This is a genomic window from Kitasatospora sp. MBT66, from assembly GCF_000710405.2.
In the GTDB taxonomy this organism is placed as follows: domain Bacteria; phylum Actinomycetota; class Actinomycetes; order Streptomycetales; family Streptomycetaceae; genus Kitasatospora; species Kitasatospora purpeofusca.
The window spans coordinates 1-25,364 of record NZ_JAIY01000010.1; the positions used below are offsets into that span (position 1 = coordinate 1).

The 25,364-nt window shown below is 71.7% G+C and carries 17 protein-coding genes; 4 read left to right on the forward strand and 13 right to left on the reverse strand.

The features are described 5' to 3' along the window. Nucleotides 1–212: 212 nt before the first annotated feature. From BI06_RS24625 to rpe, 3 genes are all read right to left on the reverse strand, one after another. Complete coding sequence (locus tag BI06_RS24625; protein ID WP_078880569.1) at nucleotides 213–1,196, reverse strand: Gfo/Idh/MocA family protein; 984 nt, start codon at nucleotides 1,194–1,196, stop codon at nucleotides 213–215. Between the two features lie 52 nt (nucleotides 1,197–1,248). Beyond that, entirely contained in the window at nucleotides 1,249–3,885 is a 2,637-nt protein-coding gene (locus tag BI06_RS24630; RefSeq protein ID WP_043471737.1) for a M48 family metallopeptidase, read from the reverse strand. Between the two features lie 381 nt (nucleotides 3,886–4,266). Then, nucleotides 4,267–4,950 (reverse strand): ribulose-phosphate 3-epimerase, encoded by a 684-nt coding sequence (gene rpe, locus BI06_RS24635; protein ID WP_030397640.1) that lies wholly within the window; start codon nucleotides 4,948–4,950, stop codon nucleotides 4,267–4,269. A 286-nt stretch (nucleotides 4,951–5,236) separates the two neighbouring features. Between rpe and BI06_RS24640 the strand changes: the two genes are divergently transcribed. Next, nucleotides 5,237–6,097, forward strand: coding sequence for a hypothetical protein (locus BI06_RS24640; protein WP_051741786.1), 861 nt, complete (start codon nucleotides 5,237–5,239; stop codon nucleotides 6,095–6,097). A 66-nt stretch (nucleotides 6,098–6,163) separates the two neighbouring features. Here BI06_RS24640 and BI06_RS24645 read toward each other — a convergent pair whose 3' ends face one another. From BI06_RS24645 to BI06_RS24675, 7 genes are all read right to left on the reverse strand, one after another. Next, nucleotides 6,164–6,736: a DUF4188 domain-containing protein gene (locus BI06_RS24645; RefSeq protein WP_051741788.1), complete on the reverse strand. Its 573-nt coding sequence runs from the start codon at nucleotides 6,734–6,736 to the stop codon at nucleotides 6,164–6,166. A gap of 150 nt (nucleotides 6,737–6,886) precedes the next feature. Then, nucleotides 6,887–7,531 carry a TetR/AcrR family transcriptional regulator gene (locus BI06_RS24650; RefSeq protein WP_043471739.1) on the reverse strand — a complete coding sequence of 215 codons (645 nt, stop codon included), beginning with the start codon at nucleotides 7,529–7,531 and terminating at the stop codon, nucleotides 6,887–6,889. Nucleotides 7,532–7,555: 24 nt separating this feature from the next. Continuing rightward, entirely contained in the window at nucleotides 7,556–9,121 is a 1,566-nt protein-coding gene (locus BI06_RS24655; protein ID WP_149030471.1) for a PE-PGRS family protein, read from the reverse strand. 5 nt (nucleotides 9,122–9,126) lie between these two features. Further along, nucleotides 9,127–10,650: an FAD-dependent monooxygenase gene (locus BI06_RS24660; protein ID WP_043471741.1), complete on the reverse strand. Its 1,524-nt coding sequence runs from the start codon at nucleotides 10,648–10,650 to the stop codon at nucleotides 9,127–9,129. A gap of 296 nt (nucleotides 10,651–10,946) precedes the next feature. Beyond that, the gene (locus tag BI06_RS24665; protein ID WP_043471743.1) at nucleotides 10,947–11,933 is read right to left on the reverse strand and encodes an aldo/keto reductase; all 987 of its coding nucleotides are present in this window, start codon (nucleotides 11,931–11,933) and stop codon (nucleotides 10,947–10,949) included. A gap of 135 nt (nucleotides 11,934–12,068) precedes the next feature. Continuing rightward, a complete protein-coding gene (locus BI06_RS24670; RefSeq protein ID WP_043471745.1) occupies nucleotides 12,069–12,908 on the reverse strand; it encodes an ABC transporter permease in 840 nt (279 codons plus the stop codon). Continuing rightward, nucleotides 12,908–13,966: an ATP-binding cassette domain-containing protein gene (locus BI06_RS24675; RefSeq protein ID WP_082558665.1), complete on the reverse strand. Its 1,059-nt coding sequence runs from the start codon at nucleotides 13,964–13,966 to the stop codon at nucleotides 12,908–12,910. Before BI06_RS24675 ends, BI06_RS24670 begins: the two co-directional genes overlap by 1 nt. Before the next feature lie 107 nt (nucleotides 13,967–14,073). On the opposite strand from BI06_RS24675, the gene BI06_RS24680 reads away from it, so the two are divergent. Then, on the forward strand, nucleotides 14,074–14,862 hold the full coding sequence (locus tag BI06_RS24680; protein ID WP_369826219.1) for a TetR/AcrR family transcriptional regulator C-terminal domain-containing protein: 789 nt from the start codon (nucleotides 14,074–14,076) through the stop codon (nucleotides 14,860–14,862). Nucleotides 14,863–14,868: 6 nt separating this feature from the next. Here BI06_RS24680 and BI06_RS24685 read toward each other — a convergent pair whose 3' ends face one another. Beyond that, on the reverse strand, nucleotides 14,869–16,296 hold the full coding sequence (locus BI06_RS24685) for a serine/threonine-protein kinase (protein WP_149030472.1): 1,428 nt from the start codon (nucleotides 16,294–16,296) through the stop codon (nucleotides 14,869–14,871). Between the two features lie 32 nt (nucleotides 16,297–16,328). Next, a complete protein-coding gene (locus tag BI06_RS55565) occupies nucleotides 16,329–16,643 on the reverse strand; it encodes a hypothetical protein (RefSeq protein WP_369826264.1) in 315 nt (104 codons plus the stop codon). On the opposite strand from BI06_RS55565, the gene BI06_RS24690 reads away from it, so the two are divergent. Further along, on the forward strand, nucleotides 16,565–17,569 hold the full coding sequence (locus BI06_RS24690) for a serine hydrolase domain-containing protein (RefSeq protein ID WP_369826220.1): 1,005 nt from the start codon (nucleotides 16,565–16,567) through the stop codon (nucleotides 17,567–17,569). The genes BI06_RS55565 and BI06_RS24690 overlap by 79 nt on opposite strands. 112 nt (nucleotides 17,570–17,681) lie before the next feature. Here BI06_RS24690 and BI06_RS24695 read toward each other — a convergent pair whose 3' ends face one another. Further along, nucleotides 17,682–21,233 (reverse strand): RICIN domain-containing protein, encoded by a 3,552-nt coding sequence (locus tag BI06_RS24695; RefSeq protein WP_043471747.1) that lies wholly within the window; start codon nucleotides 21,231–21,233, stop codon nucleotides 17,682–17,684. Nucleotides 21,234–21,952: 719 nt separating this feature from the next. On the opposite strand from BI06_RS24695, the gene BI06_RS53795 reads away from it, so the two are divergent. Continuing rightward, on the forward strand, nucleotides 21,953–24,820 hold the full coding sequence (locus BI06_RS53795; protein ID WP_233290286.1) for a hypothetical protein: 2,868 nt from the start codon (nucleotides 21,953–21,955) through the stop codon (nucleotides 24,818–24,820). Nucleotides 24,821–25,364: the final 544 nt, after the last annotated feature.

Sequence of the window (25,364 nt, forward strand, 5' to 3'; positions counted from 1 at the left end):
CCCCGCACGACTCCTCCCCCACCCCACAGCCCTGGCACCCCACCAGCCCCCTCGGCCACAATCACACCGCCCCCACCGGCACAACGGTGATCGCCTTCGCCCTCTCGCCGTCCGGCCACCCATCAAAACTCGCCCCTGTTCGACAATTTGAGGACCAGTCATTTCACTCCTGAATCGACCGGGCCCCACCCCAGGACCCGGCCGACCGGCGGCTACGGCTCCTGCGGTACCGCCTGATGAATCTCGGTGATCGTCGCCGCGGCGTCGAAGCCGAGCACCGGATCCGGCCGGCCGGAGAGCAGGTCGGCATAGAGCGGTCGATAGTGGGCAATCTTCCGTCCGGTCCGGCCGTCGTTGCCGAAGGAAGCCAGCAACTCACCTTCCCTGGAGGCGAATCCGGTCATCGCGGTATGGTCGATCCAGACCTCGACACCGGAACGGCCGAACGCCAGGCAACTCTCCTTACTGCTGGCACCAGTCAGCCAACTGCTGCGCAGGCGGGCGGAGCCGACCTCGCCCCGGGACCGGAAGCCCACCGTGCACCACGCACTCGCGCCGCCGTCCAGGTACTCGGCGGAGGTGAGTCCGGTGAGTTCCACGAAGCGGGTGAGCATGCTGAGCTGGTTCACTCCGGAGTCCGTCCAACTGGAGACGTACGAAGCGAACGCCTCGGCTCCCCGCAGGACGTAGGGGTCGTAGAAGGCGGAGGTGATGGTCGTCACCGGCCCCCATTCGGGGTGCGCCGCGAGCAGCTCCGCCGCCCAGTCCACTTCGGGCGAGAAGGCGAAGTGGTGGGCCGTGAACACGCGGCCGCGCACGTCGACCTTGCCGTCCAGGTCACGCAACGTTTCGAGGGCGGCGCGATCGTGCACCAGCGGCTTCTCCACCAGCAAGCGGGCCGTGGAACGGAGCAGCGTCAGTTCCGTCAGCGCGGCGTGCGTCTCCGTCGGGGTGGCGAGGACCACCAGGTCCGGCCGGTGCTCGTCGAGCGCCCGGGTGAGGTCGCCGTAGTGGGGCGGCGTCCGCCCCCGGAACACCACGGGCTCCACAGGTCGGGGATCAACGGTGAACTCCAGCTGCACGTCCGGCCGTTCGGCGAGGACGGCGAGGTGGGTCCCGGCGATGATTCCGACCCCCACCAAACCGACACGTACCGGCTCGACACGTACCGACTCAACGCGCGCCGGGTTGGCCATGAGCTCTCGTCCCCTCGTCCGATCCGGCCCCGCGCCTCAGGGCCCCGGTGCCTCATCGTCGCGCGGCCACCCCGGCCCACCGGCCCAACGACACGTCCGGACCGTCGACCCACTCGACCCGCGGCTCGTGCTCCATCGCCGTCGGGACCCCCTCGATCCAACTGGTCACGATCGGAACCCAGTAGGTGTTGCCGCCCGACCGGCGGGTTCGCGCGTCGAGTTCGGCCCGGGTGCGGCGGGCCCCGTCGTGGTCGCCGCCGAGGACCCGGAGCAGGACCTGGGCCACGTCGGCCAGGTTGTGACCGCCTCGGTAGCCGATCTCGTCCGCCAGCTGCCGGGTGCCGTCGATCGCCTGGACCGCGGCCCCACTGTCACCGGCCACCGTATGAGCAACCGCCTCGGCAGAGCGGACCTTGACCAGTTCGACCGGGTTCGGCACCAGGTCGAGCAGGTCCCGCGCGCGGGCCGCCGCATCCGACACCGCCGCAGTGTCGCCGGACCAGCACACGGTCTGCGCCAGATTGGCCAGCGCCTTCGCCTCCGCCGCAGCCAGACCCTCCCCCCGGGCCAGGCCGATCGCCTCCCCGTACGCGGCACCCGCCTCGTCGAAGCGAGCGTTGACCCGCCAGATGTGCCCGATCAGCCGGAGTCGCTCGCCCTCGTCCTCCGGCCCACGGCTGCGCTGCTCCCGCAGCGAGTCCAGGGCGGTTCCGAACCGCCCGTTGAGGTAGTCGAAGTCGCAGAGCCAGTACCGGGCCACCGCGTCGAACTCGCCCCCCGCCAGGGCACGGTAGATCTCGGCCGCCCCGATGTAGTCGCCGTGGTTGCGCAGCGCGTGGGCGAGGTGGATCCGCACCAGCTGCGCGGTCGGACTGCCCGACGGCAGACCTTCTCCCGCGGCGCCGAGCACCTCGACCGCCTGCGCGGCACGGCCCGTACGGCGCAGCTGGACACCCCGTACGGCAGCACGAACGGCCCGGTACTCCGGTGTCCCGGTCCCTTCGACGGAGTGCCCGGTGCCCAGCTCCGACCACTGGCCCGCCTCGATCAGGCGCTGCGCGACCCGGGTCATCCAGTCCTCGAAGACCCCGTGTGCGGCCGAGAGCTTGAGCCCGGCTTCCAGCGCCTGGGCGAGGGCGACCCGCCCGGTACCCGGACCGAGGCCCTTTCCCAGCCAGGAGAGCAGTCGGGCCGCGACCTCGCTGCGGTCGCGGTCGGACCAGCCGTCCGGGAGGGTCCGGTCCGCCTCCCCGATGGCGTGACGGAGCGCCGCGTGCAGGGCGTACGGCAGCGCGTAGGCGTCGTCGTGGGTCAGGAACGGCCGGCGCAGGAACCGGGCGACGCTGCCGTCGGAGACACCGGGCTGTCCGGCCCGCAGCAGCTCGGCACCGACCCGGTCGGTGAGCGCCGCGGTCCGGACCAGGTCGCGTTCCTCCCGGGGCAGGTCACGGATCGACCGGGTGGCCACCGCCGTGAACGAGCCGCCGAAGTCGTCGGGCGACGGCTGCCCGCGGCGGGCGAGGAGCGCGACGAAGTGCGACACCGACAGGTCCAGGTACAGGGGCAGCCCCTGCCCTCCGGAGATGATCCGCCGACGGACCTCGTCGGGCATGGCCGGTCGGCCGTCCCGGACGAGCGCCTCGCGGAGGTAGCTGTCGGCGTCGGAGTCCGAGAGGTAGCCGACCAGGTGCTGGCGGGGTTCCACGGTGTCGTTGCTGAAGTGCAGGTTGGGCCAGCTCTGCGGGCCGGTGAAGTCCAGCTCGCCGCCCGCGCCCGTGTCGGCCCAGTCGATCCGGTTCCGACCGGTGATCACGAACAGCACGTTGGGCATCAGATAGGCACAGCGCTGGATCAGACGCTCCACCGTGCGGTCGGCGCGCCCGTTGACCACCTCGAAGGTGTCCAGGAACACGCACACCGTGGGCCGCCGGGCCGGCCGGCCCCGGTGCGGAAGGCGGTCGAGGTCCCAGGCGAGCAGGTAGGGGAAGTAGGAGAGCGTCTCGTAGTCCGCGTCGGCCTCGACCAGTTCGGCGAACAGCTCGCAGTCGGCAAGCAGCCGCCCCTCGCGCACCCGGTCCCGGACGGCGCGGTAGGTGGCCAGGGCGGCGCGGTGCGCGAGTCCGGTCAGCCCGCCGAGCCCGGTGGGGTCGACATCCCGCACCGTCTCCGCGATCTGGTCGCCGAGCCCGACGCTCCGGGAGGCCCGGCGCAGCGCCGGTGAGGAGTCGAGGAAGTCCTGCAGGGGTTCCCCGGGGTGCGCGCGGGCCCAGTACGCGGCGAGCGCCAGGTCGAACGCCTGCCAGCGACTGCCCAACTGCCCCAGCCCTGCCCGCAGGCGCAGCAGCAGGCCCTCGATGTCACATGCGCCGTCCTCGGAAAGGTCGACGCGTACGGCCACGACATCGTCGCGCCCCTCCGCCGCCGCGTCCGCGAGCAGCCGACGCTCCAGCTCGTGCGAGAGCGTCGTCTTGCCTATGCCGCCGACCCCGTACAGCGTCAGGACGTTGCGGCGCCCCTGCGCCCGGTCCATCACCGGCGAGACCTCGGCCTCGTCCAGCGTCCGGCGCAGGCCCGCGACAGACCGCTCGAAGGCGGCCACCTCGTCGACCCGGTTGGTGAAGACCTGCTGCGCCGTCACGGTGGACGACAGGCCGCTCATGAACACGGCCCGAAGGTTCACCCGTGCCATTCCGCCTCCTTCTTCGCGCCGCCAGGGCGGGTTTCCGATTCGCATCGCGTGAGGAGCATCCGACTTGAGATCCTGTCAGTTTCTCGTGCGGCAACACAAGAAGCCTCCCTGACCGGCGGAAATGCGGCTGGAGGCACCGATACTGTCCGGCGGGCCTCTGGGCCTCCAGGGATCGCCGGGCCTCGTCAGGACGGCCTGACGGCAACCGCCCGGTCGCGCGCAGGTGTTCTGCGCGCGACCGGGCGGTGAGGGTGCATCGGCCGACCGGCGGCCGTTCAGGTTGTGCGGGCGGCGGTCACCCGAGGCGCACCGAGGCCTCGCCCGGGGGCGTGCCGCATCGGGCACGCCCCCGGACCGGTCCGCTGGGGTCCGACCGCCGCCTCAGTGTGCGCAGGCCCACCCGGCGCCGGCGGTGGCGGCGTCGGCGAGGGTGCGCAGCTTGGCGACCGCCTCGGCCGGGTCCTGGGCGCCGTACACCGCGGAGCCGGCGACGAAGACGTCCGCGCCGGCCTCGGCGCAGCGCTCGATGGTGCTCGCCGAGACTCCGCCGTCGACCTGGAGCCACAGTTCGAGGCCGTGCTTGGAGATGAGCTCCCTGGTCCGGCGGATCTTCGGCAGCATGATGTCCAGGAACGCCTGGCCGCCGAAGCCGGGCTCGACGGTCATGATCAGCAGCATGTCGAGTTCCGGCAGCAGGTCCTCGTAGGGCTCGATCGGCGTGGCCGGCTTGAGCGCCATGGACGCGCGGGCGCCCTTGGCGCGGATCTCGCGGGCGAGCCGGACGGGGGCGGCGGCGGCCTCGACGTGGAAGGTGACCGAGCCGGCGCCCGCCTCGACGTACTGGGGTGCCCAGCGGTCCGGGTCCTCGATCATGAGGTGGCAGTCGAGCGGGATGTCGGTGGCCCGGGCGAGCGATTCGACGATCGGGACGCCGAGGGTCAGGTTCGGCACGAAGTGGTTGTCCATCACGTCGACGTGCAGCCAGTCCGAGCCCCGCACGGCCTCGGCCTCCTGGGCGAGGCGGGCGAAGTCCGCGGACAGGATGCTGGGGTTGATCTGCGCCATGGGGCCTGTTACCTCTTCTTGCCTGCGTGCCGAGGGTGTTCGGAGTCCCGGGGAGTCGGGGCCCGGCTGGTCCGGGCCCGGCACCCGGGGGTCCGGGGCGCGCACGGGGCGCACCCGTGCCCATCATCCCTCGCGCCGTCGGGGGCGTGTCACCAGTGAGACCTCCCCGTGACCGTCATCACACCGGGGGCAGGGTTATCGTGACGGCCACCGTGGTCATCAGGCCTGTACGACACCGCACCCCTCCCCCTCGCGCTCCCCGCGCCCCTTCGAGGAAGGTCCTCCGTTGGCCGATCTGGTCCACCCCGCCCGCGCCCTGTGGTGGCTCTTCGAACCCGTGCACGCCGTCACCTACTTCACCCCCGAGGGCCTGGCCGCCTTCGAGGAGGTCGGCCTGCGCGGCGTCGCCCGCAGCTACTTCGGCGGCCGGGCCGCCCCGCTCGGCGCGGTGGACGCCCCGCCGGTGATCGCCGCGTTCTTCAACTTCGCGCCCGCCCCGATCGAGCGCGCGCTCCCGGCGATCTGGAAGCTGGCCTCCCCGGAGGCCGCGCTCGCCGCCCGGATCGACGGCGCCTCGGCGGCCCTGGAGCGGCTGCTGGAGCACGTCGACCCGGCCCAGATCGAGCTGGCGGCGGACCTGCTGGCGGACGCGGTCACCCGGTTGGACTGCGCCGGCCGGGTGCTGGCCGCCGCCAACGCCGCCCTCCCCAGCCCGTCCGACCCGCACGGGCGGCTCTGGCAGGCCGCGACGGTGATGCGCGAGCACCGGGGTGACGGCCATGTCGCCGCCCTGGTCGCCGCCGGCCTGGACGGCTGCGAGGCGCTGGTGGTGCGCTGCGCCCTGGACGTGCGGCGCGAGGCGCTGCAGCCGGTGCGCGGCTGGACGGACGCGGAGTGGGACGCGGCGACCGCCCGGCTGGTCGAGCGCGGCTGGATCACCGAGCGCGGCACCATCACCGAGTGCGGCCGGATCCGGCACCAGGCCCTGGAGGCCGCCACCGACCTCGCCGCCGCCCGGGTCTGGGAGCACCACCCGCGCGCCGAGCTCGACCGGCTCGCGGCGGCACTCAAGCCGATCTCGGCACTCTGTCGCGCCGCACTGCCCCCGATCAACCCGATCGGCCTCCCGGCGACCACCACCGCCTGAGCGGCGAGAGCCATCGCTTGAGCGGTGGCGGCCCCCGCGGAGGGAGTCCGCGGGGGCCGCCGTCCTTCACTCCGACGTGTCCGCCGGGGTCGCGGCAGGTTCCGTCCCTTCCGGCCCCTCCCGGCCCGGCCCCTCCCGTCCCGGGTCCGAGCGGAAGGCCAGCCGCTGCCTGGCGCTGCGCCCCCGGCCCTCCACCGGCAGCACCCCGCTCGCGCCCGCGAGCCCGAACGGCGGCATGTCGAAGTACACGGACTCGTAGCCGCCCTCCGGCACGATGTACGCCTCGTGCCAGAGGCCGACGTGCCCGCGCATGCTGCCCTTCTTGAGCTTGTTGTTGGCGATCTTCCAGACCCGGTGGTGGAAGGCGTCCGGCGCGGTCGCGTAGGCGTAGAGCTTCTCCTCTGACTCCCAGTACTGGACGGCGTAGTAGGTGCGCGGCGAGGCGGTCAGCAGGACCTTCCCGCGCAGGCCGCGTTCCGGTTGCCGGCCCAGCTCGTGCAGCATCCGGAACATCGCCAGCAGCATCGGGAACCACTGGTGGACGGCCCAGAACCGGTTGATCCGCATCCCGATGAGCAGGACGACCGTATCCCCGGTGGCGGCCGCGGTGGTGAAGCCCGGAGTCGGTTTCGCGAACACGTCTACCCCCAGCCCTGTCGGCTCTTCCGACCCTCCCGCCCCTTGGGCTACTCGCGGGTAGAGGTCGATGTAAGCGGTGATTACATCAGCGCGCACCGACCCGGTCAACCCTCCGCGCACGCGAAGTCCCGTCCGCGAAGTTCCCTCCGCTCAGCGGGGGTTGGCGATCCCCCGGCCGAAGGTGTCGAGCACCTGCGCGGCCACCTCCTCCGCCTTCTCGGCCGGCAGGTACCCGTCCAGGATCATCTGCGCCAGCCCGTACACCAGCGCCTGACCCGCGAACCCCACCAGCTCCGGATCACCGGGCCGCAGCAGACCCGCCGCCTGGTCGGCGACGATCACCTCGGTGTACGCGCGGTCGATCCCCGACAAGCGTTCCCGCAGCTCCGGTTGCGGGGCCGGCGCGAACACCCGCGAGCGCACCAGCGCGAACCGGTGCGGGTGCCGGACGGCGTACCGGACGAAGCCCAGCCCGAGCGCCCGCAGCACCGCCCGCCGGTCCCCCGACCCGCCGCCGGCCCCCTGCTCCCGTGCCCCCGTCGCCGCCGCGACCTCGGCCCGCTGCCACGCCTCGAAGTCCGCCAGCACCCGGTCCGCCACCGCCGTCAGCAGCGCCCGCCGGTCCGCGAAGTGCCGGAACGGCGCCCCCGCCGACACCCCCGCCCGCCGCGCCACCTCCCGCATGGTGACCTGCTCCTGCCCCACCTCGTCCAGCAGCTCGAACGCCACCCCGACCAGCGCCTCGGGCAACGCCCCGTGGTGGTAACTCCCTCGCCCCGAGGGCCTCTCCGTCATGCGGGAAGTGCTATCACACCACCGTCAGCCGGCGCCGACGATCACCGCGTCCACCACCACCGGCGGCTCCAGCAGGTGCCGCAGCACCGCCGCGGGCACCGCCGGATTCCGGGCCGCCTCCTCCGCCGTGCGCACGTCCGCCAGGAGCCCGGCCAGCACGGCCGCCGGCACGCGCGGATCCCGGCGCGCCCGGCACCGTACCCACGGGTCCTCGTCGTCCAGCAGCCGTTGCACCGAGCCCACCGACAGCCGGGGATTCTCCAGGGCACGCGCCCGGACCCCCGCGCCCTCGTCACCGGCACACCGCTCGACCAGGTCGTCGGACGCCGCCGGATCGTCCGGCGCGAGCCACCGCAGCTGCGGGTCGGGGTCGTCGGCGAACCGGAGCAGGCCCACGCGCGGGAAGTTCGGGTGGTCCCGGACACGCCGGATCCCGCGCGCCCACATCTCCAGCAGCAACTCGGCCGGCGCCTGGACGCAGTTCTCGGCCAGCAGCAGACGGACGACGAAGTCCTCGTCCCGGGCGAGGACTTCGACGACGTCCGACGGTAGTTCCCGCACCTGCGCGACGCTGCGCCGCAGCACCGGGTGCGTGGACGCGGCGCAGCGCCGCATCTCCGCCGCGTCCCGCCGACGTTCCGACACCCACGACGGGGGCGCGTACCACCCGCTCGGGTCGAGGTCGAGACCGACGACGATGCCGGCACGCTCGGCCTCGTCCAGCTCCGGCCGCAGCGAGACCTCGAACCGGACGGCCTGCTCCCCGTCCTGCGCGAGCACCGCGACCAGGTCCGCGTCCAGCCGGGGGTTCGCGGCCAGGGCCCGCCGTACCGCCGGCTCGGCGCGGGTCAGGGTTACGGCCAGCTCGCCCGTCAACAGGCATGTCCCCACGATCCGCAACCGGTCACCCTCTTCGAGACCGACCGTCAACGCCCCGAACTCCTCCACCCCCAGCGGCTCGACGGCGTACCGGGCCAGCACGGCCTCCGCCCGGACCCCGGAGTGCCGGTCCGCCGGCAGAGCGGCCCGTGCCGCCGCGTCGAGGTGCGGCCACGCGCGCCCGACCACCCGTGCCCGCACCGCCCCGCTCGCGTCCCCGAGCAGGGCGGTCAGGTGTTCCTCCGACAGATCACGCCGACAAGCGATTTCCTCGCGGACCGTGACGCTCGGGTCCGCCACGAGGCGATCGACGTCCGCCGCGTCCAGCGCCAGGTCCGGTCCACCGGAGTGCAACACCAGCAGCCGCACCCCGGTGCTCGCGTCACGCAGGAGCCGCTGCCGCTGCGCCCCGGTCAGGTCGGTACGCTCCGCCGCCCGCGCCCGCACCCGCGCCGAGGGATGCGCGATCCACGCGTCCACCAGCGCTTCCGGCAACGGCTCGCACGTCAGGTGATTCAGCAGCGGGTCCTCCTCCTCCAGCTCCGTCATCACCCGCACCCGCAGCTCCGGCGGCGCCGCGGGATTCAGCAGTGCCCCGTTCCGCCAACGCTCCCGCAGCGCCCCGGTGACGCCCTCCGGCCGGAGTACCCGCGCCCAGCAGTCCGCGAGCGGTGCTTCCCCGTCCGTCGGCGTCACGTCCGTCACCGTCACGTCCGTCACCGTTCCCCTGCCTCGCCCCACCGCGGGGTGCCCCACCAGCAGGTCAGTGCGGCCTCCAGCTCCTGCCGGTCCTCGCCGGCCCAGACCACGTGGCCGTCCGGACGGAGCAGCAGCGCGGGCACGTCCACCCCCGGGTCCCCGTCCTCGTCGTCGACGATGTCGGCGACGACGTGGTCGACGCGGTCCGCCCATCCGTCGACCGACAGCCGTCCGCCGTCGGTGCGGTCGAGGAGCAGGCCCCGGCCGGTGTGCATCAGGCCGTAGAGGCGGCGGCCGTCCGACAACGGGACGTCGCGCAGGCGGCGGCCGAGGAGTTCGTGGCCGCCGTCCTGGTCGCCCGCACGGCCTGCGCCGACGTCGTAGCGCACGTCGACCGCGGTGATCATGCCGGTGATGTAGCGGTTGACCTCGTCGAACTCCATCAGCCGCGTGAGCAGTTCGCGCAGTGCGGTCGGCCCCGGCGCGGCGCCGAGCAGGGTCATCTGCGCCCGGGTGTTCGTCAGCACCCGGGCGCCGACCGGGTGGCGCTCCGCGTGGTAGCTGTCCAACAGGCCCTCCGGCGCCCACCCGTCGACCTCGGCCGCGAGCTTCCAGCCCAGGTTGAACGCGTCCTGGACCCCGAGGTTGAGGCCCTGCCCGCCGGTCGGCGGGTGGATGTGCGCGGCGTCGCCGGCCAGCAGCACCCGGCCGACCCGGTAGCGCTCGGCCTGCCGCGTCGCGTCGCCGAAGCGGGAGAGCCAGTGCGGCGAGTGCGCGCCGAAGTCGGTGCCCGCGACAGCCCGCAGCCGCGCCCTGAACTCCTCCAGCGTCGGCGGCGTCGACCGGTCCTCGGCCACACCGTCCGCCGGCACGATCATCCGCGCGACCCCGGCGCGGCCGTCGATGTCCGGCGCCACGCCGAAGCGCAGCTCGGTCCGGCGCACCCGCTCGACCACCTCGGCGACCTTCGCCCGGTCCTCGGTGAACTCCAGGTCCCCGATCAGCGTCTCGACCGTGGCCGGCTCGCCGGGGAAGCCCACCCCGAGCGCCTTGCGCACCGTGCTGCGCCCGCCGTCGCACCCGACGAGGTAGCGCGAGCGCAGCCGGGTGCCGTCCGCCAGTTCGACGTCCACCCCGTCCGCGTCCTGATCCAGCCCGGTCACCTCGTGGTCGCGCCGGATCTCGGCGCCCAGCTCGCGCGCCCGTTCCTCAAGGAGCCTCTCGGTGACCGCCTGCGGCGTCGCCAGCCCGTACGGGTGAGCGGTGTCCATACCGTCCGGCCAGGCCGCCATGACGCCGCCGAACAGCCCGCCCACCCGGAACTTCTCGCTCACCGCGAGGAACCGCTCCAGCAGCCCCCGCTGGTCCATGATCTCCACGCTGCGCGCGTGCAGACCGCGTCCGCGCGACTCGGCCGTCCGCTCCGCCAGCCGCTCCAGCACCACCACACCGACCCCGTGCAACCGCAACTCGCACGCGAGCATCAGCCCGGTCGGCCCGCCACCGACCACGATCACGTCCACCGTCGAACGCCCGTCCATCACCGCTTGCCCCGTCCCGCCGTGTCCTGCCATCCACCAAGGGAGACAAAGAAGACCAAACCCCATGAATCAGCCGTTTTCATCCTCGCCCGGTTCAGGTCGGTCATTCTGCGCCACCACCACCCCCTTGCGGCAAGGCCCCCCACTCGCTATAAGTTGAGAGTGGCAACAAGTGGCGTTCTCCTTGTTGCCTTTGCTTTTGCCCCCGCTCCGGACATCGACGGACACCGCCCCCGTGCCCACCCACCGGCGGTCGGCGGGCACGGGGACGACGTGACGGACAGCTTCCGCTCGTCCTACCAGGCGTAGTCCTCCGGAGCGGGCCGGCGGCCCGGGAAGAGGGTGTCCAGGCGGGCGAGCAGGTCGTCGTCGAGCTTGATGTCCAGCGCGTGCACGGCCGCGTCGAGGTGGCCGAGGGTACGCGGGCCGACGATCGGGGCGGTGACGGCGGGGCGCGAGAGCAGCCAGGCGAGGGCGAGGTCGGCGGGGTGCTCGCCGAGTTCGTCGGCGAGGTCCTCGTAGGCCTGGATGCGGTCGCGGTTGGCCGCCAGGATCTCGCCCGCGTGCTGGAGCCCGCCGCGGACCAGGCCGCCCTCGCGCTCCTTGCGCAGGGCACCGCCGAGCACGCCGCTGCGCAGCGGGGACCACGGCAGCAGGCCGAGCCCGTAGTGCTCGACGGCGGGGATCACCTCCAGTTCGATCGTGCGGTCCAGCAGGTTGTAGAGGGACTGCTCGCTGACCAGGCCGAGGAAGTGCCGTGCCTTGGCGGCCTCCTGGGCCTGGGCGATGTGCCAGCCGGCGAAGTTGCTGGAGCCGACGTAGATGATCTTGCCCTGGGCGACCAGGACCTCCATCGCCTGCCAGATCTCCTCCCAGGGCGTGTCCCGGTCGATGTGGTGCATCTGGTAGAGGTCGATGTGGTCGGTGCCCAGGCGGCGCAGGCTGCCCTCGACGGCCCGGCGGATCGCGAGCGCCGAGAGCCGCCCCTCGTTCGGCCAATCACCCATCGGCGCATAGGCCTTGGTGGCGAGCACGGTCCGCTCGCGGCGACCGTCGCCCTTGGCGAACCAGCGACCGATGATCTCCTCGGTGCGCCCCTTGTGGTTGCCCTCGGAGTCGCGGCCGTAACTGTTCGAGGTGTCGAAGAAGTTGATGCCCCGTTCGTGGGCGCTGTCCATGATCAGATGGGCGTCGGACTCCTCGGTGTGCGGACCGAAGTTCATGGTGCCCAGGCAGAGTCGGGAAACGGTGAGGCCGGTGCGGCCGAGGTGGGTGAACTCCATGCGCCCCACCCTCCGCCGCACCGGCCACGCTGTCCAGCACATTCCGCCCCGTGGGAAACGGGTTGCCGGGGTGCGTCCGACTGTGCCGGAGCAGGGGGCGGCGCGGGCCGCGCCCCATGACGGCCGATCGTGCGGCTACGTCCCGTGGGTGGCGAACTTCCGCACCGCGAACGGACCGCAGACCAGCAGCAGTACCGCGCACCACAGCAGGGCCGCCGGGACGGCGTGCTGCATCGGCCAGGCCGCCGCCGGGGCGGACGGGTTGCCGAAGAGGTCGCGCCCGGCCTGGACGACGGCGCTCATCGGGTTCCACTCGGCGACCGCCGCCAGCCAGCCGGGCATGCCGCCGGTGGGCACGAAAGCGTTGGTGACCATGGCCAACGGGAAGACTGCGACCACCAGTTGACCGGCCGCCTCCTCCTTGCCGACGGCCAGGCCGAGCAGCAGTCCGACCCAGGTCATGGCGAACCGGAAGAGCAGCAGCAGCCCGAACGCCCCCGCCGCGTCGGCGGCCCCGCCCCGGATCCGCCAGCCGATGACCAGGCCGACCGCCGCCAGCAGGGCCAGCACCACCACGCTCACCAGCAGGTCGGCGAGGGTCTGCCCGAGCAGCAGGCCGGTCCGGGAGACCGCCATCGAGCGCAGCCGGTCGGTGACGCCGCGCCCGACGTCCCGGGCGGCGCCGACCATGGTCGGCATGATGCCGTTGACGGCCACCATGGCGAACAGCCCGGGCATCAGGAACTCCCGGTAGCCGTCAACGTGACCGGCGTCGGTCGCACCGGACGCGCCGGTCGCGCCGGTTTCGGCACCCGGCACGGTGATGGCACTGCCGAACACATAGCCGAACACCACCACCATCAGCACGGGCACGGCGAGCGAGACGGCCAGCAGCCCGGGCGAGCGGCGGTAGTGGAGCAGGACACGGAGCATCGACGACCACGCGTCGGCGGCCAGGTTGGCGACTGCGGACATCAGGCGACCTTCCTCTCGGCGGAGGCGGCGGTTGCCGCGGCATCGGAGTCCTCGGAGCCGCCACCCCGCATCCTCCCGGTGAGCGCGAGGAAGACGTCGTCCAACGAGGGCGGCCGCACCGCCGCATCGACCGCGACCACCCCCACCGCGTCCAACTCCCGTACCAGCTTGGGCAGCAGCACCGTCACCCCCGGCCGGGACACCACCTCCACCGTCCGCTCGTCCTGGTCCACCGCCACGTCGCCGTTCCCCGCGAGCGCGGACAGGACCACGGCGGCCCGGCCGAGTTGGCCGGCGTCGGCGAGGGTGACCGACACCCGGGTGCCGATCGACTCCTTGAGCCGCTCGGGCGGACCGGTGGCGATGGCGGCGCCGTGGTCGACCACCACGACGGTGTCGGCGAGCCGGTCGGCCTCCTCCAGGTACTGGGTGGTGAGCAGCACCGTGGTCCCGGCCTCGGCCAACTCCTGCACCGCGTCCCAGATCTGCCGCCTGCTGCGCGGGTCGAGCCCGGTGGTCGGCTCGTCGAGGAAGAGCACCGGCGGGGCGGTGACCAGGCTGGCGACGAGATCGAGCCGTCGCCGCATGCCGCCGGAGTAGGTGCGCACCAGCCGGTCGGCGGCCCCGGTGAGCCCGAAGCGGTCGAGCAGTTCCTCGGCGCGGTCCCGGGCGCCCCGGCCGCCGAGGCGGTGCAGCCGACCGAGGAGGTGCAGGTTGTCGCGGCCGGTGAGGCCCTCGTCCACGGCGGCGTGCTGCCCGGCCAGGCCGATGCTGCGCCGGACCGCGTCCGGTTCGCGGGCCACGTCGTACCCGGCGACCCGCACCGTCCCCCGGTCGGGGGCGACCAGGGTCGCGAGCACCCGGACGGCGGTGGTCTTGCCCGCGCCGTTGGGGCCGAGCAGGCCGCAGACGGTGCCGGCCGGCACGGCGAGGTCGAGGCCGCGCAGCGCCCGGGTGGCGCCGAAGCGTTTCTCCACACCGGACATCTCGACGGCGAAGGCGGCGTTCCGGGCTGCCTCGGAACTCTTCGGGATGCCGGTCCAGGCGGTGTCGGACATGGCTCTGCCACTCCCTCACTAGGTACAGCGTACGTAGAAACGAACGCAAGCGCATCGTACTACGTACGCCGTACGTATCTAAGATGGGGAACCGAGGTGATCTACCAGTGCCGTCCAGCGAGCAACCGAGCAGCCAAACCCCCAGCAGCAACACACCCAGCAGTACTCCCAGCGCCAGCCCCAGCGCCGCGCCGACCCCCGGCGAGTCGCCCGAGCTGATCTGGCTGCGCCCCGAGCGCACCGGCCGGGGCCCCCGGCCCGCCCACAGCCGGACCTCCATCGCCGCCGCCGCGATCGTCATCGCCGACGCCGAGGGTCTGGACGCGGTCTCCATGCGCCGGGTCGCGGCCGCGCTCGGCGCGGGCACCATGTCGCTCTACAACTACGTGCCGAAGAAGGAGCACCTGCTCGACCTCATGCTCGACGCCGTCGCCGGTGAGTACGACTACTCCGGCCTCACCCCGACCGGTGACTGCCGCGCCGACCTCCGCCGCCTCGCGTACGAGCAGCTCGCCGCCCTGCGCCGCCACCCCTGGGTGCCGACTCTGGTGATCGCCCGGCCGGGGCTCGGCCCCAACGCCCTGCGCTACACCGAGCACTTCCTCGCCGTCACCGAGCCGAGCGGCCTGGACGGCACAGCCCGCCTGGAGGCGCTCGCCCTGCTCACCGGGTTCGTGTGCCAGTTCGCGCAGTACGAGCGCACGGCGGCGGCCGGCGCCAAGTGGCAGGCGGACCTGGCCGGTTACCTCGGCCGCGCCGCCGCGAGCGGTGAATTCCCGCACCTGGCGGCCGCGTTCGCCACCACCGGAGCAGCGGCCGACAGCCCCGACGCGGTGTTCGACCGCTCGCTCGACCGCGTGATCACGGCCGCCCTGGCCCCGGTGGGAACCGCCTGACGTCCGCTACCGGCGTCGGCGGCTGCCCGGGACGAACATCCAGAGCAGCCAGGAACCCGTGCCGAGCAGGAGCATGTTCACGACGATCTGCCCGGGCGCCTCGCCGAATCCGGTGAACCAGCCGCCGAACTTCACCTCCAGCAGAGTGGCGGTGAGGTACCAGAGGCCGAAGTCCGCGACGACGGCCACGACCCACACGACCGCCGGGTGCCAACGCGGCCGGGGCAACGCGTTGGCCAGTGCCAGTACGCCGGTGATGGCCAACGCCAGCGGTCCGAATCCCCTGACGACGTGGTCGAGGTAGTTCCACGGCAGAACCGTGCCGACGACCCAGATCAGCGCCAGACACCCGATGAAACGCACCAGCACCGCCACCGCGGGACTCGCACCGGACCGCTCCGGCTCCGGGGCCGCCGGCGCCGTTGCCACCATCGGGCTCCCCCACCCCGCCGCCACCGGATCCTGCCAACCCCCGTGCGGGAACTCCCCCGTCGGCCGGCCCGACGCCAGCGGCCCGGGACCGACCTGCGGCGGGATCCGCACCGGCCCCAACGGCACACCCCCGGACATCACCGGCGGCGGTCCGAACGCCCCTCCGACTGCGCCCGCAGCCCCCGCCCGGGCCACCGCCTCCAGCGCCGCCAACGCCTGCTCCGCCGACGGTCGCGCCGCCGGATCCTTCGCCAACAGCGCGCCCAGCAACGGCGCCAGCGCCCCCGCCCGCACCATCGGACGCGGCTCCTTGGTCACCACCGCCACGCACAGCGCGCCGAAGGTGTCCCCGCTGAACGGCGCCTCGCCCTCCACCGCCGAGTACAGCGTCGCGCCCAGCGCCCACAGGTCGTTGGCGGGAGCCGCGGGTCGGCCCTCCAACTGCTCCGGCGCCATGTACGCGGGCGTGCCGATGACCGCCCCGGTCCGGGTGAGCGCCGTGGTGGCGTCCGCCATGTGCGCGATCCCGAAATCGGTGAGGATCACCCGCTCACCCATCAGCAGCACATTGTCAGGCTTGAGATCCCGGTGCACGATGCCCGCGGCGTGCGCCTGCCGGAGCGCCTTCACCATCGCCGCACCGAGCTCCGCGACCCGCGCCACCGGCAGCGCCCCGCCACGGGCGACCGCCGCCGCGAGCGACTCCCCGTCGACGAACTCCATCACGATCACCGGCGCGCCCTCGTACTCGGCCACGTCGTGCACGGTGATGATCCCGGGATGGTTCAGCCGCGCGGCGGCCCGCGCCTCCCGCAGCACCCGCTGCACGAGCTGCTCGCGCTCGGCCTCCGTGACGCCCTGCGGCAGGAGCACCTCCTTCACCGCGACATCCCGACCCAACGTGGTGTCCCACCCACGCCAGACCCGCCCCATGCCACCCTGGCCGATCAGCTCCACGAGCTGGTACCGGCCCCCGATCAGTGCCCCGTTCACCGCTGCCACGCGCCAAACCCTAGCGGCCGCACCACCCACTACTACTGCCGGATCATCAAATCGTTTCCCCCGGCCGCCGACCGCCGCCTACCGTTGGCGCGCCAACAATCCTGTACCGGGAGACGGAACCACCCATGCACCAGCGCCACGACCACCACGGCTGGGCCGACGAAGGGTACGGCGCGGTCGCCGACGCCTTCGCCCGCAACTACGCCGACTTCCCCGAACTCGGCTCCGCCGTCACCGTCCACGTCGGCGGCCGCAAGGTGGTCGAACTGTGGGGCGGCATCGCCGACGAACGCACCGGCCGGGCCCTGGCAGTCCGACACCCTGGTCCCGGTCTTCTCCTGCGCCAAGGCCCTGGTCTCCCTCTCCGCCCACCTGCTCGCCCAGCAAGGGCCGCCTCGACCTGGACGCGCCGATCGCCACCTACTGGCCGGAGTTCGCACGCCACGGCAAGGAGGCGATCACCACCCGCTCGGTGCTCTCCCACCGCGCCGGCATCCCCGTCCTCGACGCCTCCCCGACCTTCGAGGAGATCGCCGCCTGGACCCCGGTCGTCCGCGCCATCGAGGAGCAGCGCCCCCTCTGGGAACCGGGCACCACCCACGAGTACCACGGCCACGTCTTCGGCTTCGCGATCGGCGAGGTGGTCCGCCGCATCACCGGCCTCACCCCGGGCACCTACTTCCGCACCACCCTCGCCGAACCCCTCGGCCTGGACGCCCACCTGGGCCTCCCCGCCACCGAACTCCCCCGTCTGGCCCGCCTTGCCGAGGCCGAGGGCCGCCGCCCGATGCCCGGCCCCGAGCACCTGCTCACCCGCATCGTCACCATGAACGGCGCCCTGGTCTTCCCCGGTCTCGACGAACCGCACGGCTGGAACGACCCCGCCCTGCACACCCTCGAACTCCCCGGCGCGGGCGCCGTCGCCACCGCCACCGGCCTCTCCGCAACCCTCGCCGCCGCCGTCACCGGCCTCGACGGCACCCCGCCCCTCCTCACCCCCGCCACCATCGCCGACGCCACCCGCGAACTCACCGCCGGCCCCGGCTTCCTGGGCTTCGACATGGGCGCCCGCTGGTCCTCCGGCTTCCTCCTCCCCTCCCCCACCTTCCGCCCCATGCTCACCCCCCAGAGCTTCGGCAACGACGGCGCCGGCGGCCAGTTCACCTTCGCCGACCCCACCACCACCCACACCTTCGCCTACACCGCCAACCGCCTCATCGGCCACGCCGACCCCCGCGCCAACAACCTCGTCGCGGCCCTGCCCAGCCCCTGACCTGCAAACAGCACGAAGCCCGCCCGATCGCCACCGGTCGGTGGCGCGGTCGGGCGGGCAGTGCTGTGGAAGGTGACGGTCGGCTACGCCCTCCCGTCACCACGAGCCGGGATCAGGGTGTCCGCTCGGGGACGAGCGTCCACTGCTGGTTGTCCTGCAGCCCGGGGCACTCGTAGATGTCGAGACGGGTACCGGGATCGGTTGCCCAACCGGGAAGTTCCAGGCAGCGGCCCGCAGGGTGGTCACCGTCGACGGTGGCCGGCAGGAAGAGGCGGCCGTCGGGACGCATCGCCCACTTCTGCCCCTTGCCGTCCTCGCACCGGGCGAGGACGACTGCCGTCCCGTCACCGAGACCGCCGTCCTTGGTCGAGAGGCAGTAGCCGCCCGCCCGCACGGTGCCGTCGGTGGCGAGGTTGAACCGCTGGTTCGCGGTCTCCCAGCAGCCCCACAGTGCGACGGTGGCCCCGTCGTGCGGTCCGCCCTCGGCGTCGACGCAGCGCGAGGCGGCGCGGTTGGAACGGATGGAGACCGCGGCGTTCGCGTGGCCGAGGTACTGGAGGGGGCTGAAGCCGTCGACCTTGTTCTTGGTGCCGTCGCTGCTCCGGCCCGGGTAGACAGTGATCACCTTGTTGTTGTCGATCGCCCAGACGTCCGGGAAACCGTCGTTGTTGAGGTCGCCCGCACCGACCTGCGGCTGCGCCGCCGTGGTCCAGTCGGCTCCGGAGAGGATGAGGAAGCCAGCGTCCGGGCGGATCAGGGAGGAGTAGTCGACCGAGCCGTCGGGGTTCCAACCGAGCGCGTAGGAGTAGATGTTGCCGTTGGTGCGGTGGCGCGCCCAGACGGTGGTCTGGTTGACGGGGGTCGTCGTGCCGGGCTTGACGCTGGTGCCGTTGGCGGCACCGGGGCTGAGGAGTTCGTAGTCCGCCCAGTTTCCACTCGTCGTGGGAATCAGAGCAGCAGGACCGAACCTGTCGGCCGTACCGTTGGTTTGGAAGAGGTAGAGGCTGTCGTGTTCCAGGGTGAGGAAGGCGGTTTGGCTCGTGATGATGATGCGAGCAGGGTCTGCCGGATCTCCACCGACAGCCTCGCCTTCCGGGGTCCCGATGGCAGCCACTTGGGAGACGTTGCTCCAGCCGTTCGCGTTGTAATCCGGGCAGGCCGCGCCGGTGCCGACGGCCGTACAGGTGGCCGGACGCCTGAGATAAGTCGGAATGAGCTTGTCGTAGCGCCCGGTCCCGTCATTCGGCACGAGGTAGAGCGCGTTCTTCAGCTCACTCGGCGTGTCCTTGGTGTAATGGGCAACGATCTGGTCGACGGACTGCCCGGACGCAAGGGTTCCGTGATGGCTGATCTGGAAGTCCGACCAGGATGTACCGAACTCCGCGCTGCCCGGGGCCGCGGCAGCCGGGGCTGCCACGGAATTGACCGGGTCGGTGGTGCCGCCGATGATCCGCAGCTCGCCCTTGGCGTCGGTCACGACGATGTCGGGCTTCTGGTCGTTGTCGATGTCTCCGAACAGGGGCTGGGTCCCGGGCTTCCACGGTGCGTAGAAGCTGTACCAGGCAGGCTGGCTGTAGTTGCCCGCGTTGTCCATCGCCCAGGCGTAGACGATGTTGGTACCCCAGTTGCGCGGGGTGAACGGGACCTGTGCGCCGGGTCCGTACGTACCGGGCTGACCGCACGTCCAACCGACGACCGGAGTCGGGTCGGAATTGAATCGCACACACGCGATGCCGGAAGCCTGGAGGCCGTTGCCGGGCGCCGGGTCCTCCGCATTGATGGAAAAGTAGCCGCTGTCACCGGCGTAGCGGGCGGGATGGTCATTCGGAGTGCCGGAGGGCGGGAAGTCCGTGGAGGCAATGCTCAACCGGGGGTTGGTGCGGTCGACCCGAAAGTAGCACCAGGCACTGTTGGGCGAGGTGAGGAGGGTGTCCGTCGCCCGGGCCAGCCAGCCGTACTGGTGACCGTCGGCCAGCGAGCCGACACTGAGTGACGGTCCGGGGTTGTTCTGCGCGCCGCCCCAGCTGCCCTGTTCAATACGGAAGTTGGGATCATTGTCGTCCCACAGGGTGTAGCCGGTGTAGACGTTCTGTCCGGCGGGGGACCAGCTGTTGACGGTCAGGTAGAGGTTCAGGTTGTTGCCGACCCAACCGGGGTTGTCCCACGGGTTGGCGCCGCCACTGGTGCACTCGGCCGTGCTGTTGCTGCTCGCGAAGCCGGGCGCCGGACTGGTGCGCGGGTACCAGACGGTGGGGGTGATGTCGTAGGTGGTGGTGATGCTCGGGTTGCTGGCGATGGCGTGGCGGTAGAGCTTCTCCCACTCGGTGGCCGTCGGGGCTATGCCGATGGTCCAGGTGCTCCAGGTACCGGCCGCGGCCTGCTTCATGATGTCGGTGACGTCGACAGCCAGGGGCCCGGTGCCGGTGATCTTCTGATCGCCGACGTAGGAGCAACCCTCCATCACCACATTGCCGTTGGTGCCGCACGGCTGGTTGTTCCAGGTGGTGGGCTCACCGATTCCCCTCGGTGCCCAGTAGACACCGAGGTCGGTCGGGGTGCCGGGGCTGGAGGCGCCGCTGACCTGCCCGTTGAGGGTCGAGGTGAAGAGGGTGGGCGGGTACTCGGCACCGGGGACCTTGGTGTGGATTGCCGGGTTCACCTTGAACTGGAAGTAGGCACGCTCGCGTCCCTCCTTCTTGCAGTCCTGGGCCGGGTCACTACTGTGGTAGCCGCAGAAGCCAGTGGAGAGATTGGACTTCTTGTTGTAGTTCGGAAAGTCCTTGAAGTTCTCCTGGACCTGGACCGATCCCTCCACGGAGCTGGTGACTGCGGTGAGAGTCGGGTCCAGGTACCAGGGGCCGGCCCCGGAGCCCAGTGCGTCCTGGTCGGGGGTCAGCTCGATGGCACCTCCGGAGACCTTGCTGCCGATCGCGGCGACCTTGGCTCCGTCCCCGGGAGCCTCAGCCGTGGACGGGATCCCATCGACCGGAAGGGAGTCACTCGTGCCGGTCACCGCTGAGGAGGCGAACGCTGCCTTGACCGGGGCCGTTGCGGCGGAGCCCGCCACGGGACGGGATGAGTCCCACTGGAGCGGAGCGGGCGAGCGGAATCGCAGCGTGCCCTTGTCGTCCTTGACGTCGATACCTCCGCGCTCGTCGGAGGTGACCGTCAGTCCCTGCGCGGTGAGCGGGAACCGAAGGATCTTCAGCGCGGGGTTCTCGGCTGCCTGAGCCGTGTGGACCACGATCACGTCGCGCCAGCCGCCGACCGGCAGCGCCGTCAGCTGGAGGTCGATGTCGGGAAGGACGTTGTGGTAAGTGGCGGTCGCGCCGTTCAGCGTGGGGCGGGGCAACGGGAACGGGGCGTCGACAGCGAGCTTCTTGCCGTCGGCGGTCGATACGGTCGCCATCGGTCCGCCGCCACCTCCGGAGAACGCCACCGGGAGGCTCGCCACAGCCGGGCTGACGGTGCCGTCCACGTTCGGCCGCAGCGCGGAATCCAGGTCGAGCCACGTGCCGTCGTGCTTGGTGCGGACGGGCTGCGCGTTGTCCGTGGTCGTCAGCGTCCCGCTCGGGTTCGCCACCGTCCGCGACGCCTGGTCGGTCATCGCCTCGACGACGACCGGCTTACCGGTGGAGCGGGCCTTCGCAACAGCGTCGAGCATCGCCTGCTGGGCGGGCGTCCGCTGTGGCGAGCCGGCCGGAGGAACGAGTGGCGGCACGCCGCCCGCAGGCCCGTGGGAGACCGGCCGAGGCGCATCGGCGGCGAAGGAGACCGGCGCCGTCAGCAGGCCGAGACCGACCAGGCAGCTCGTGCCGAGGGCGATCAGACGCAGACTGCGCCGATGTATGAGCCAACGTGCGAACGGTGGCGTCGGTGTGCCCACTCGTGGGCGTGAGGTGGTGGACATGTCGATTCTGTGACCCCTCCCGGATGGCAGCCCCGGCTCTGGGGCAGCGTTCGGGTCGGAACGATGACCCCTGAGCCGCAGAACGGTCAAACCGAATACCGATGTGAGGGGAGATGTCCGAAACCGTCTTTCCCCCCAGATCAAGAATCCATAAACATCACATGCATGGTGACCAAACGACCTGGTAGCGCGTCAGAGTGGTCACATATTGTCACATCGATCATTCGGTTTTTCATGCCCGAATGGTGACGTGTCGACATCACTGAGGAGCAATCACCGTGGGGCTTTGGCCTGCCCGGAAACGGGCTGGTGGACGAGCGGGGAGCCTTTGGCGCTCACCCGCGACGGCGGCGATGGTCGCCCTAGCTTTGACGGGGGCAACAGTTCCGCCCGCTGCGGCGTGGACCTCCCCCGGGCCCGAGGTCGAGATCTCGACTCCCCCGAACGTACCGCTGGGAACCGGCACCCCTTCGGTGGAGGGCCACGACGCCCAGCCGCCGACCCGCAAGCCGGCCGCCAAACCCGACAACTGGAAGCCGAAGGTCGCGCCGCCGGTCGTCACGGGTACGGCGACAGTCACAATCGGGGCTGACGACTCCGGGGCAGAGGCCGCCCGCTCCGCGACAGACGGTGCGGCCCGGGCCGCCGGCGGCGGAACTGCTGCCAAGGCCGGCCCACTCGCGGTCGAGATCGCCCCGACCGCCGGCAAGGGCGAGAGCGCCCACAAGGTCACCGTCCAGGTGACCGAACCGGCCCAGGGCAAGGCCGCCGGCGTGAACGCACCACTGATCGCCCTCTCCGACGCCGAACCAGCAGCCACCACCGAGGGCCGCAGCGCTAGCGTCACCCTGGATCTCAAGGCCCTGCAGGCCGCCGGGTGGTCCGACCGGGCGGTCCTCCTCGCCCTGCCCGGCTGTGCGCTGACGACCCCCGAGCGCACGGAATGCCGGACCAAGACCCCGGTTCCCGCGCGGACCGACGGCAAGGGGAAGATCACCGCCGACATCACCCTGCCCCCGGGCAAGGCCAACGCGGCCGCCTCGGAGACCGGTGGAGCCGGGAAGGCTTCCCTCGCAGCAGCCGAAGCCCCCGTAGCCGCCTCGGCGGCCGTGGCCTCGGGCAGCGCGATGGTGCTCGCCGCCGCGCCCGCGCCGAACGGCGCCCTCGGCAACTACGCCGCGACCCCGCTCTCGCCGTCGGCGGCCTGGAGCGCCGGTTCCAACAGCGGCAACTTCACCTACAGCTACCCGATCCAGGTCCCGCCGTCCCTCGGCGGCGCGGCCCCCGGGGTCGCCCTCACCTACAATTCGGCGTCGGTCGACGGCAAGACCTCGGCCACTAACGCCCAGCCCTCCTGGATCGGCGACGGCTGGGAGTACGAGCCCGGCTACATCGAGCGTACCTACAAGTCTTGCGACAAGGCCGGAATCGCCCACTCTGCCGACCAGTGCTGGGGTGGCGAGAACGCCACCCTCGTCCTGGGCGGCCGCTCCGGCACCATCGTGCGTGACGACGCCACCGGCAGTTGGCACCTCCAGAACGACGACGGCTCCAAGATCGAGCGACTGACCGGTGCACCACGCACTGGCCGTGACCTCGACTACTACGCCATGGAGTACTGGCGGATCACCACCACCGACGGTGTCCAGTACTACTTCGGCCTCAACCACCTTCCTGGCGGCGACGGCACCGACCCGGCGGCCAACTCGGTCCTGACCATGCCGGTGTACTCGCCGAACGCCAAGGACGTCTGCTACAACGCGGCCACCGGCAGCAACTCGTGGTGCCCGATGGCCTGGCGCTGGCAGCTCGACCACGTCGTCGACTCACACGGCAACCTCACCAGCTACGGGTACGCGACTGAGGTCAACAAGTACAGCCGCGGCTACGTCCAGGGCGGCGGCACCGGAGTTCCGACCGGCTACGAGCGCGCCGGCTACCTTCGCGAGATCGACTACGGCCAGCGTCTCGCCGACCAACGCGCAGCCAAGGGTACCCTCAACCCCGCAGCGAAGGTCCTCTTCGGAGTCGAGGAGCGCTGCGACCCGGCCAAAACATCGAGCTGTGCCGAGAGCCAGCGCACCACAGCCAACCAGGAAGCCTGGCCGGACGTTCCGATCGACCAGATCTGCACCGAAGGCCCCTGCACCAACGCTTCGCCGACGTTCTTCACCACCAAGCGGCTGACCGAGATCTCCACCCAGGTCCTGGTGGACTCCACCTACCGCACCGTCGACCTGTGGAAGCTGAAGCAGAGCCTCGCGGACCCCGGTGACGGTACCCCGCGCATCCTCCAACTCGACTCCGTCCAGCGCGTTCCCAGCAACGGGCAGGCGGCGATCGACAACCTGCCGCCGGTCGCGTTCAAGTACGACATGATGGCCAACCGCGTCGACGGCATCGAACTGCAGAGCGGGGTGCGGGAGGGCAAGCTCTTCATGCGCCCACGCCTCAAGGAGATCACTACCGAGACCGGTGGACGGGTCAACGTCATCTACAGGACTGGGGAGTGCTCCCGACTCGAAGGCCGCATGCCGGCGTCCGAGGACAGCAACACCCTGGCCTGCATACCGGTCAAGTGGTACCTGCCCGGCCAGTCCTCCTCGGACCCGGTGAACGACTGGTTCAACAAGCCCGTTGTCGAGACGATCACCGAGCAGGACCTGGGACAACTTCCGCGGCTACGCGACCGTCACCACGACCATCGGCAGCGGCGCCACCGGCGAGGCACCCCAGTCCCAGCAGAAGGCCACCTACCTGCGTGGCATGGACGGCGACTACCTCGCCAACGGCACCCGGCGCAGCGTCGCGGTGGCCAACCCGCTCGGCGGTCCGTCCGTCCTCGACAGCGACTGGCGAAGCGGCCAGGTCCTCGCCACCGAGGTGTACAGCCAGGCCAACGGGCCGGTCCGCACGGTATCGGGGAGCACGTCGAGCACGGCCCCGGGCGAGAACCCGGTCAGCGCGACCCACAAGCAGGAGGCCGGCGCGCCCAACAGCTACGCCCGCCGCCCCGAGTCGCAGGTCACGACGCTCTCCGCAGCCAAGCTGGCGAACGACAGCTGGCGGCTCGTCACGATCGTCACCGTGAGCGACCCGGCCAACGGCAACCGCGTCCTTCAGATCGACGACAAGGGCGACGGCACCGCCGCCACCCCCGAGACCTGCACCAGCACCAAGTACGCGAGTTCCACCGACAGCCCGCAGACCCTGACGCTCGCTTCGGAGCAGGTCACCGTCCAGGGCCCGTGCGGGACCGCTCCCACCGCCTCGAACACGATCACCGGCAGCCGCACGCTCTACGACGGCAAGCCGCTCGGGCAGTTCCTTACCGCCGGTGATCCGACCAGCACCCAGGTCCTCGACCACTTCGACCAGGCCGGCAACCCCGTGTACGTCAACACGGGCAGCGCGATCTTCGATGCCTACGGTCGCAGCCTGACCAGCTCCACCACCGACGGTTCGAGCTACGGCCGGGACGGTGCACAGCTCAGCGGCCCCTCGGTCACCCCCGCCGTCACGACGATCGGCCTCTCCCCGACCTCCGGCGCCCTGCCGACCGAGGTGCGGACCACCGGCCCCATGGGCGCCGACTGGACCAGCACCGTCACCCAGGACCCTGCGCGCGGGTCACCGCTGACCAGTCAGGACATCAACGGGCGCGTCACCACCTCCAGGTACGACGCCCTGGGCCGCATCACTGGGGTTTGGGCTCCGGGCCGGCCTACCAATGAGCTCCCGAACCGGGCCTTCACCTATGCCGTGAACGGCACGAACGGTCCGTCGTGGATCATGTCCAAAACCCTCAACGAGGACAAGGCCACGAGCTCGTTCGGCATCGAGATCTTCGACGGTCTGGGCAGGTCGAGGCAGACCCAGAGCACC

Bases quoted from the DNA above. Each gene is read 5' to 3' on its own strand.
- BI06_RS24660 (WP_043471741.1), bottom strand. From the start codon at position 10,650: ATGGACGGGCGTTCGACGGTGGACGTGATCGTGGTCGGTGGCGGGCCG.
- BI06_RS24625 (WP_078880569.1), bottom strand. From the start codon at position 1,196: ATGGCCAACCCGGCGCGCGTTGAGTCGGTACGTGTCGAGCCGGTACGT.
- BI06_RS24670 (WP_043471745.1), bottom strand. From the start codon at position 12,908: ATGTCCGCAGTCGCCAACCTGGCCGCCGACGCGTGGTCGTCGATGCTC.
- BI06_RS24630 (WP_043471737.1), bottom strand. From the start codon at position 3,885: ATGGCACGGGTGAACCTTCGGGCCGTGTTCATGAGCGGCCTGTCGTCC.
- BI06_RS24675 (WP_082558665.1), bottom strand. From the start codon at position 13,966: ATGTCCGACACCGCCTGGACCGGCATCCCGAAGAGTTCCGAGGCAGCC.
- rpe (WP_030397640.1), bottom strand. From the start codon at position 4,950: ATGGCGCAGATCAACCCCAGCATCCTGTCCGCGGACTTCGCCCGCCTC.
- BI06_RS24650 (WP_043471739.1), bottom strand. From the start codon at position 7,531: ATGACGGAGAGGCCCTCGGGGCGAGGGAGTTACCACCACGGGGCGTTG.
- BI06_RS24695 (WP_043471747.1), bottom strand. From the start codon at position 21,233: ATGCTCGACGCTGTTGCGAAGGCCCGCTCCACCGGTAAGCCGGTCGTC.
- BI06_RS24665 (WP_043471743.1), bottom strand. From the start codon at position 11,933: ATGGAGTTCACCCACCTCGGCCGCACCGGCCTCACCGTTTCCCGACTC.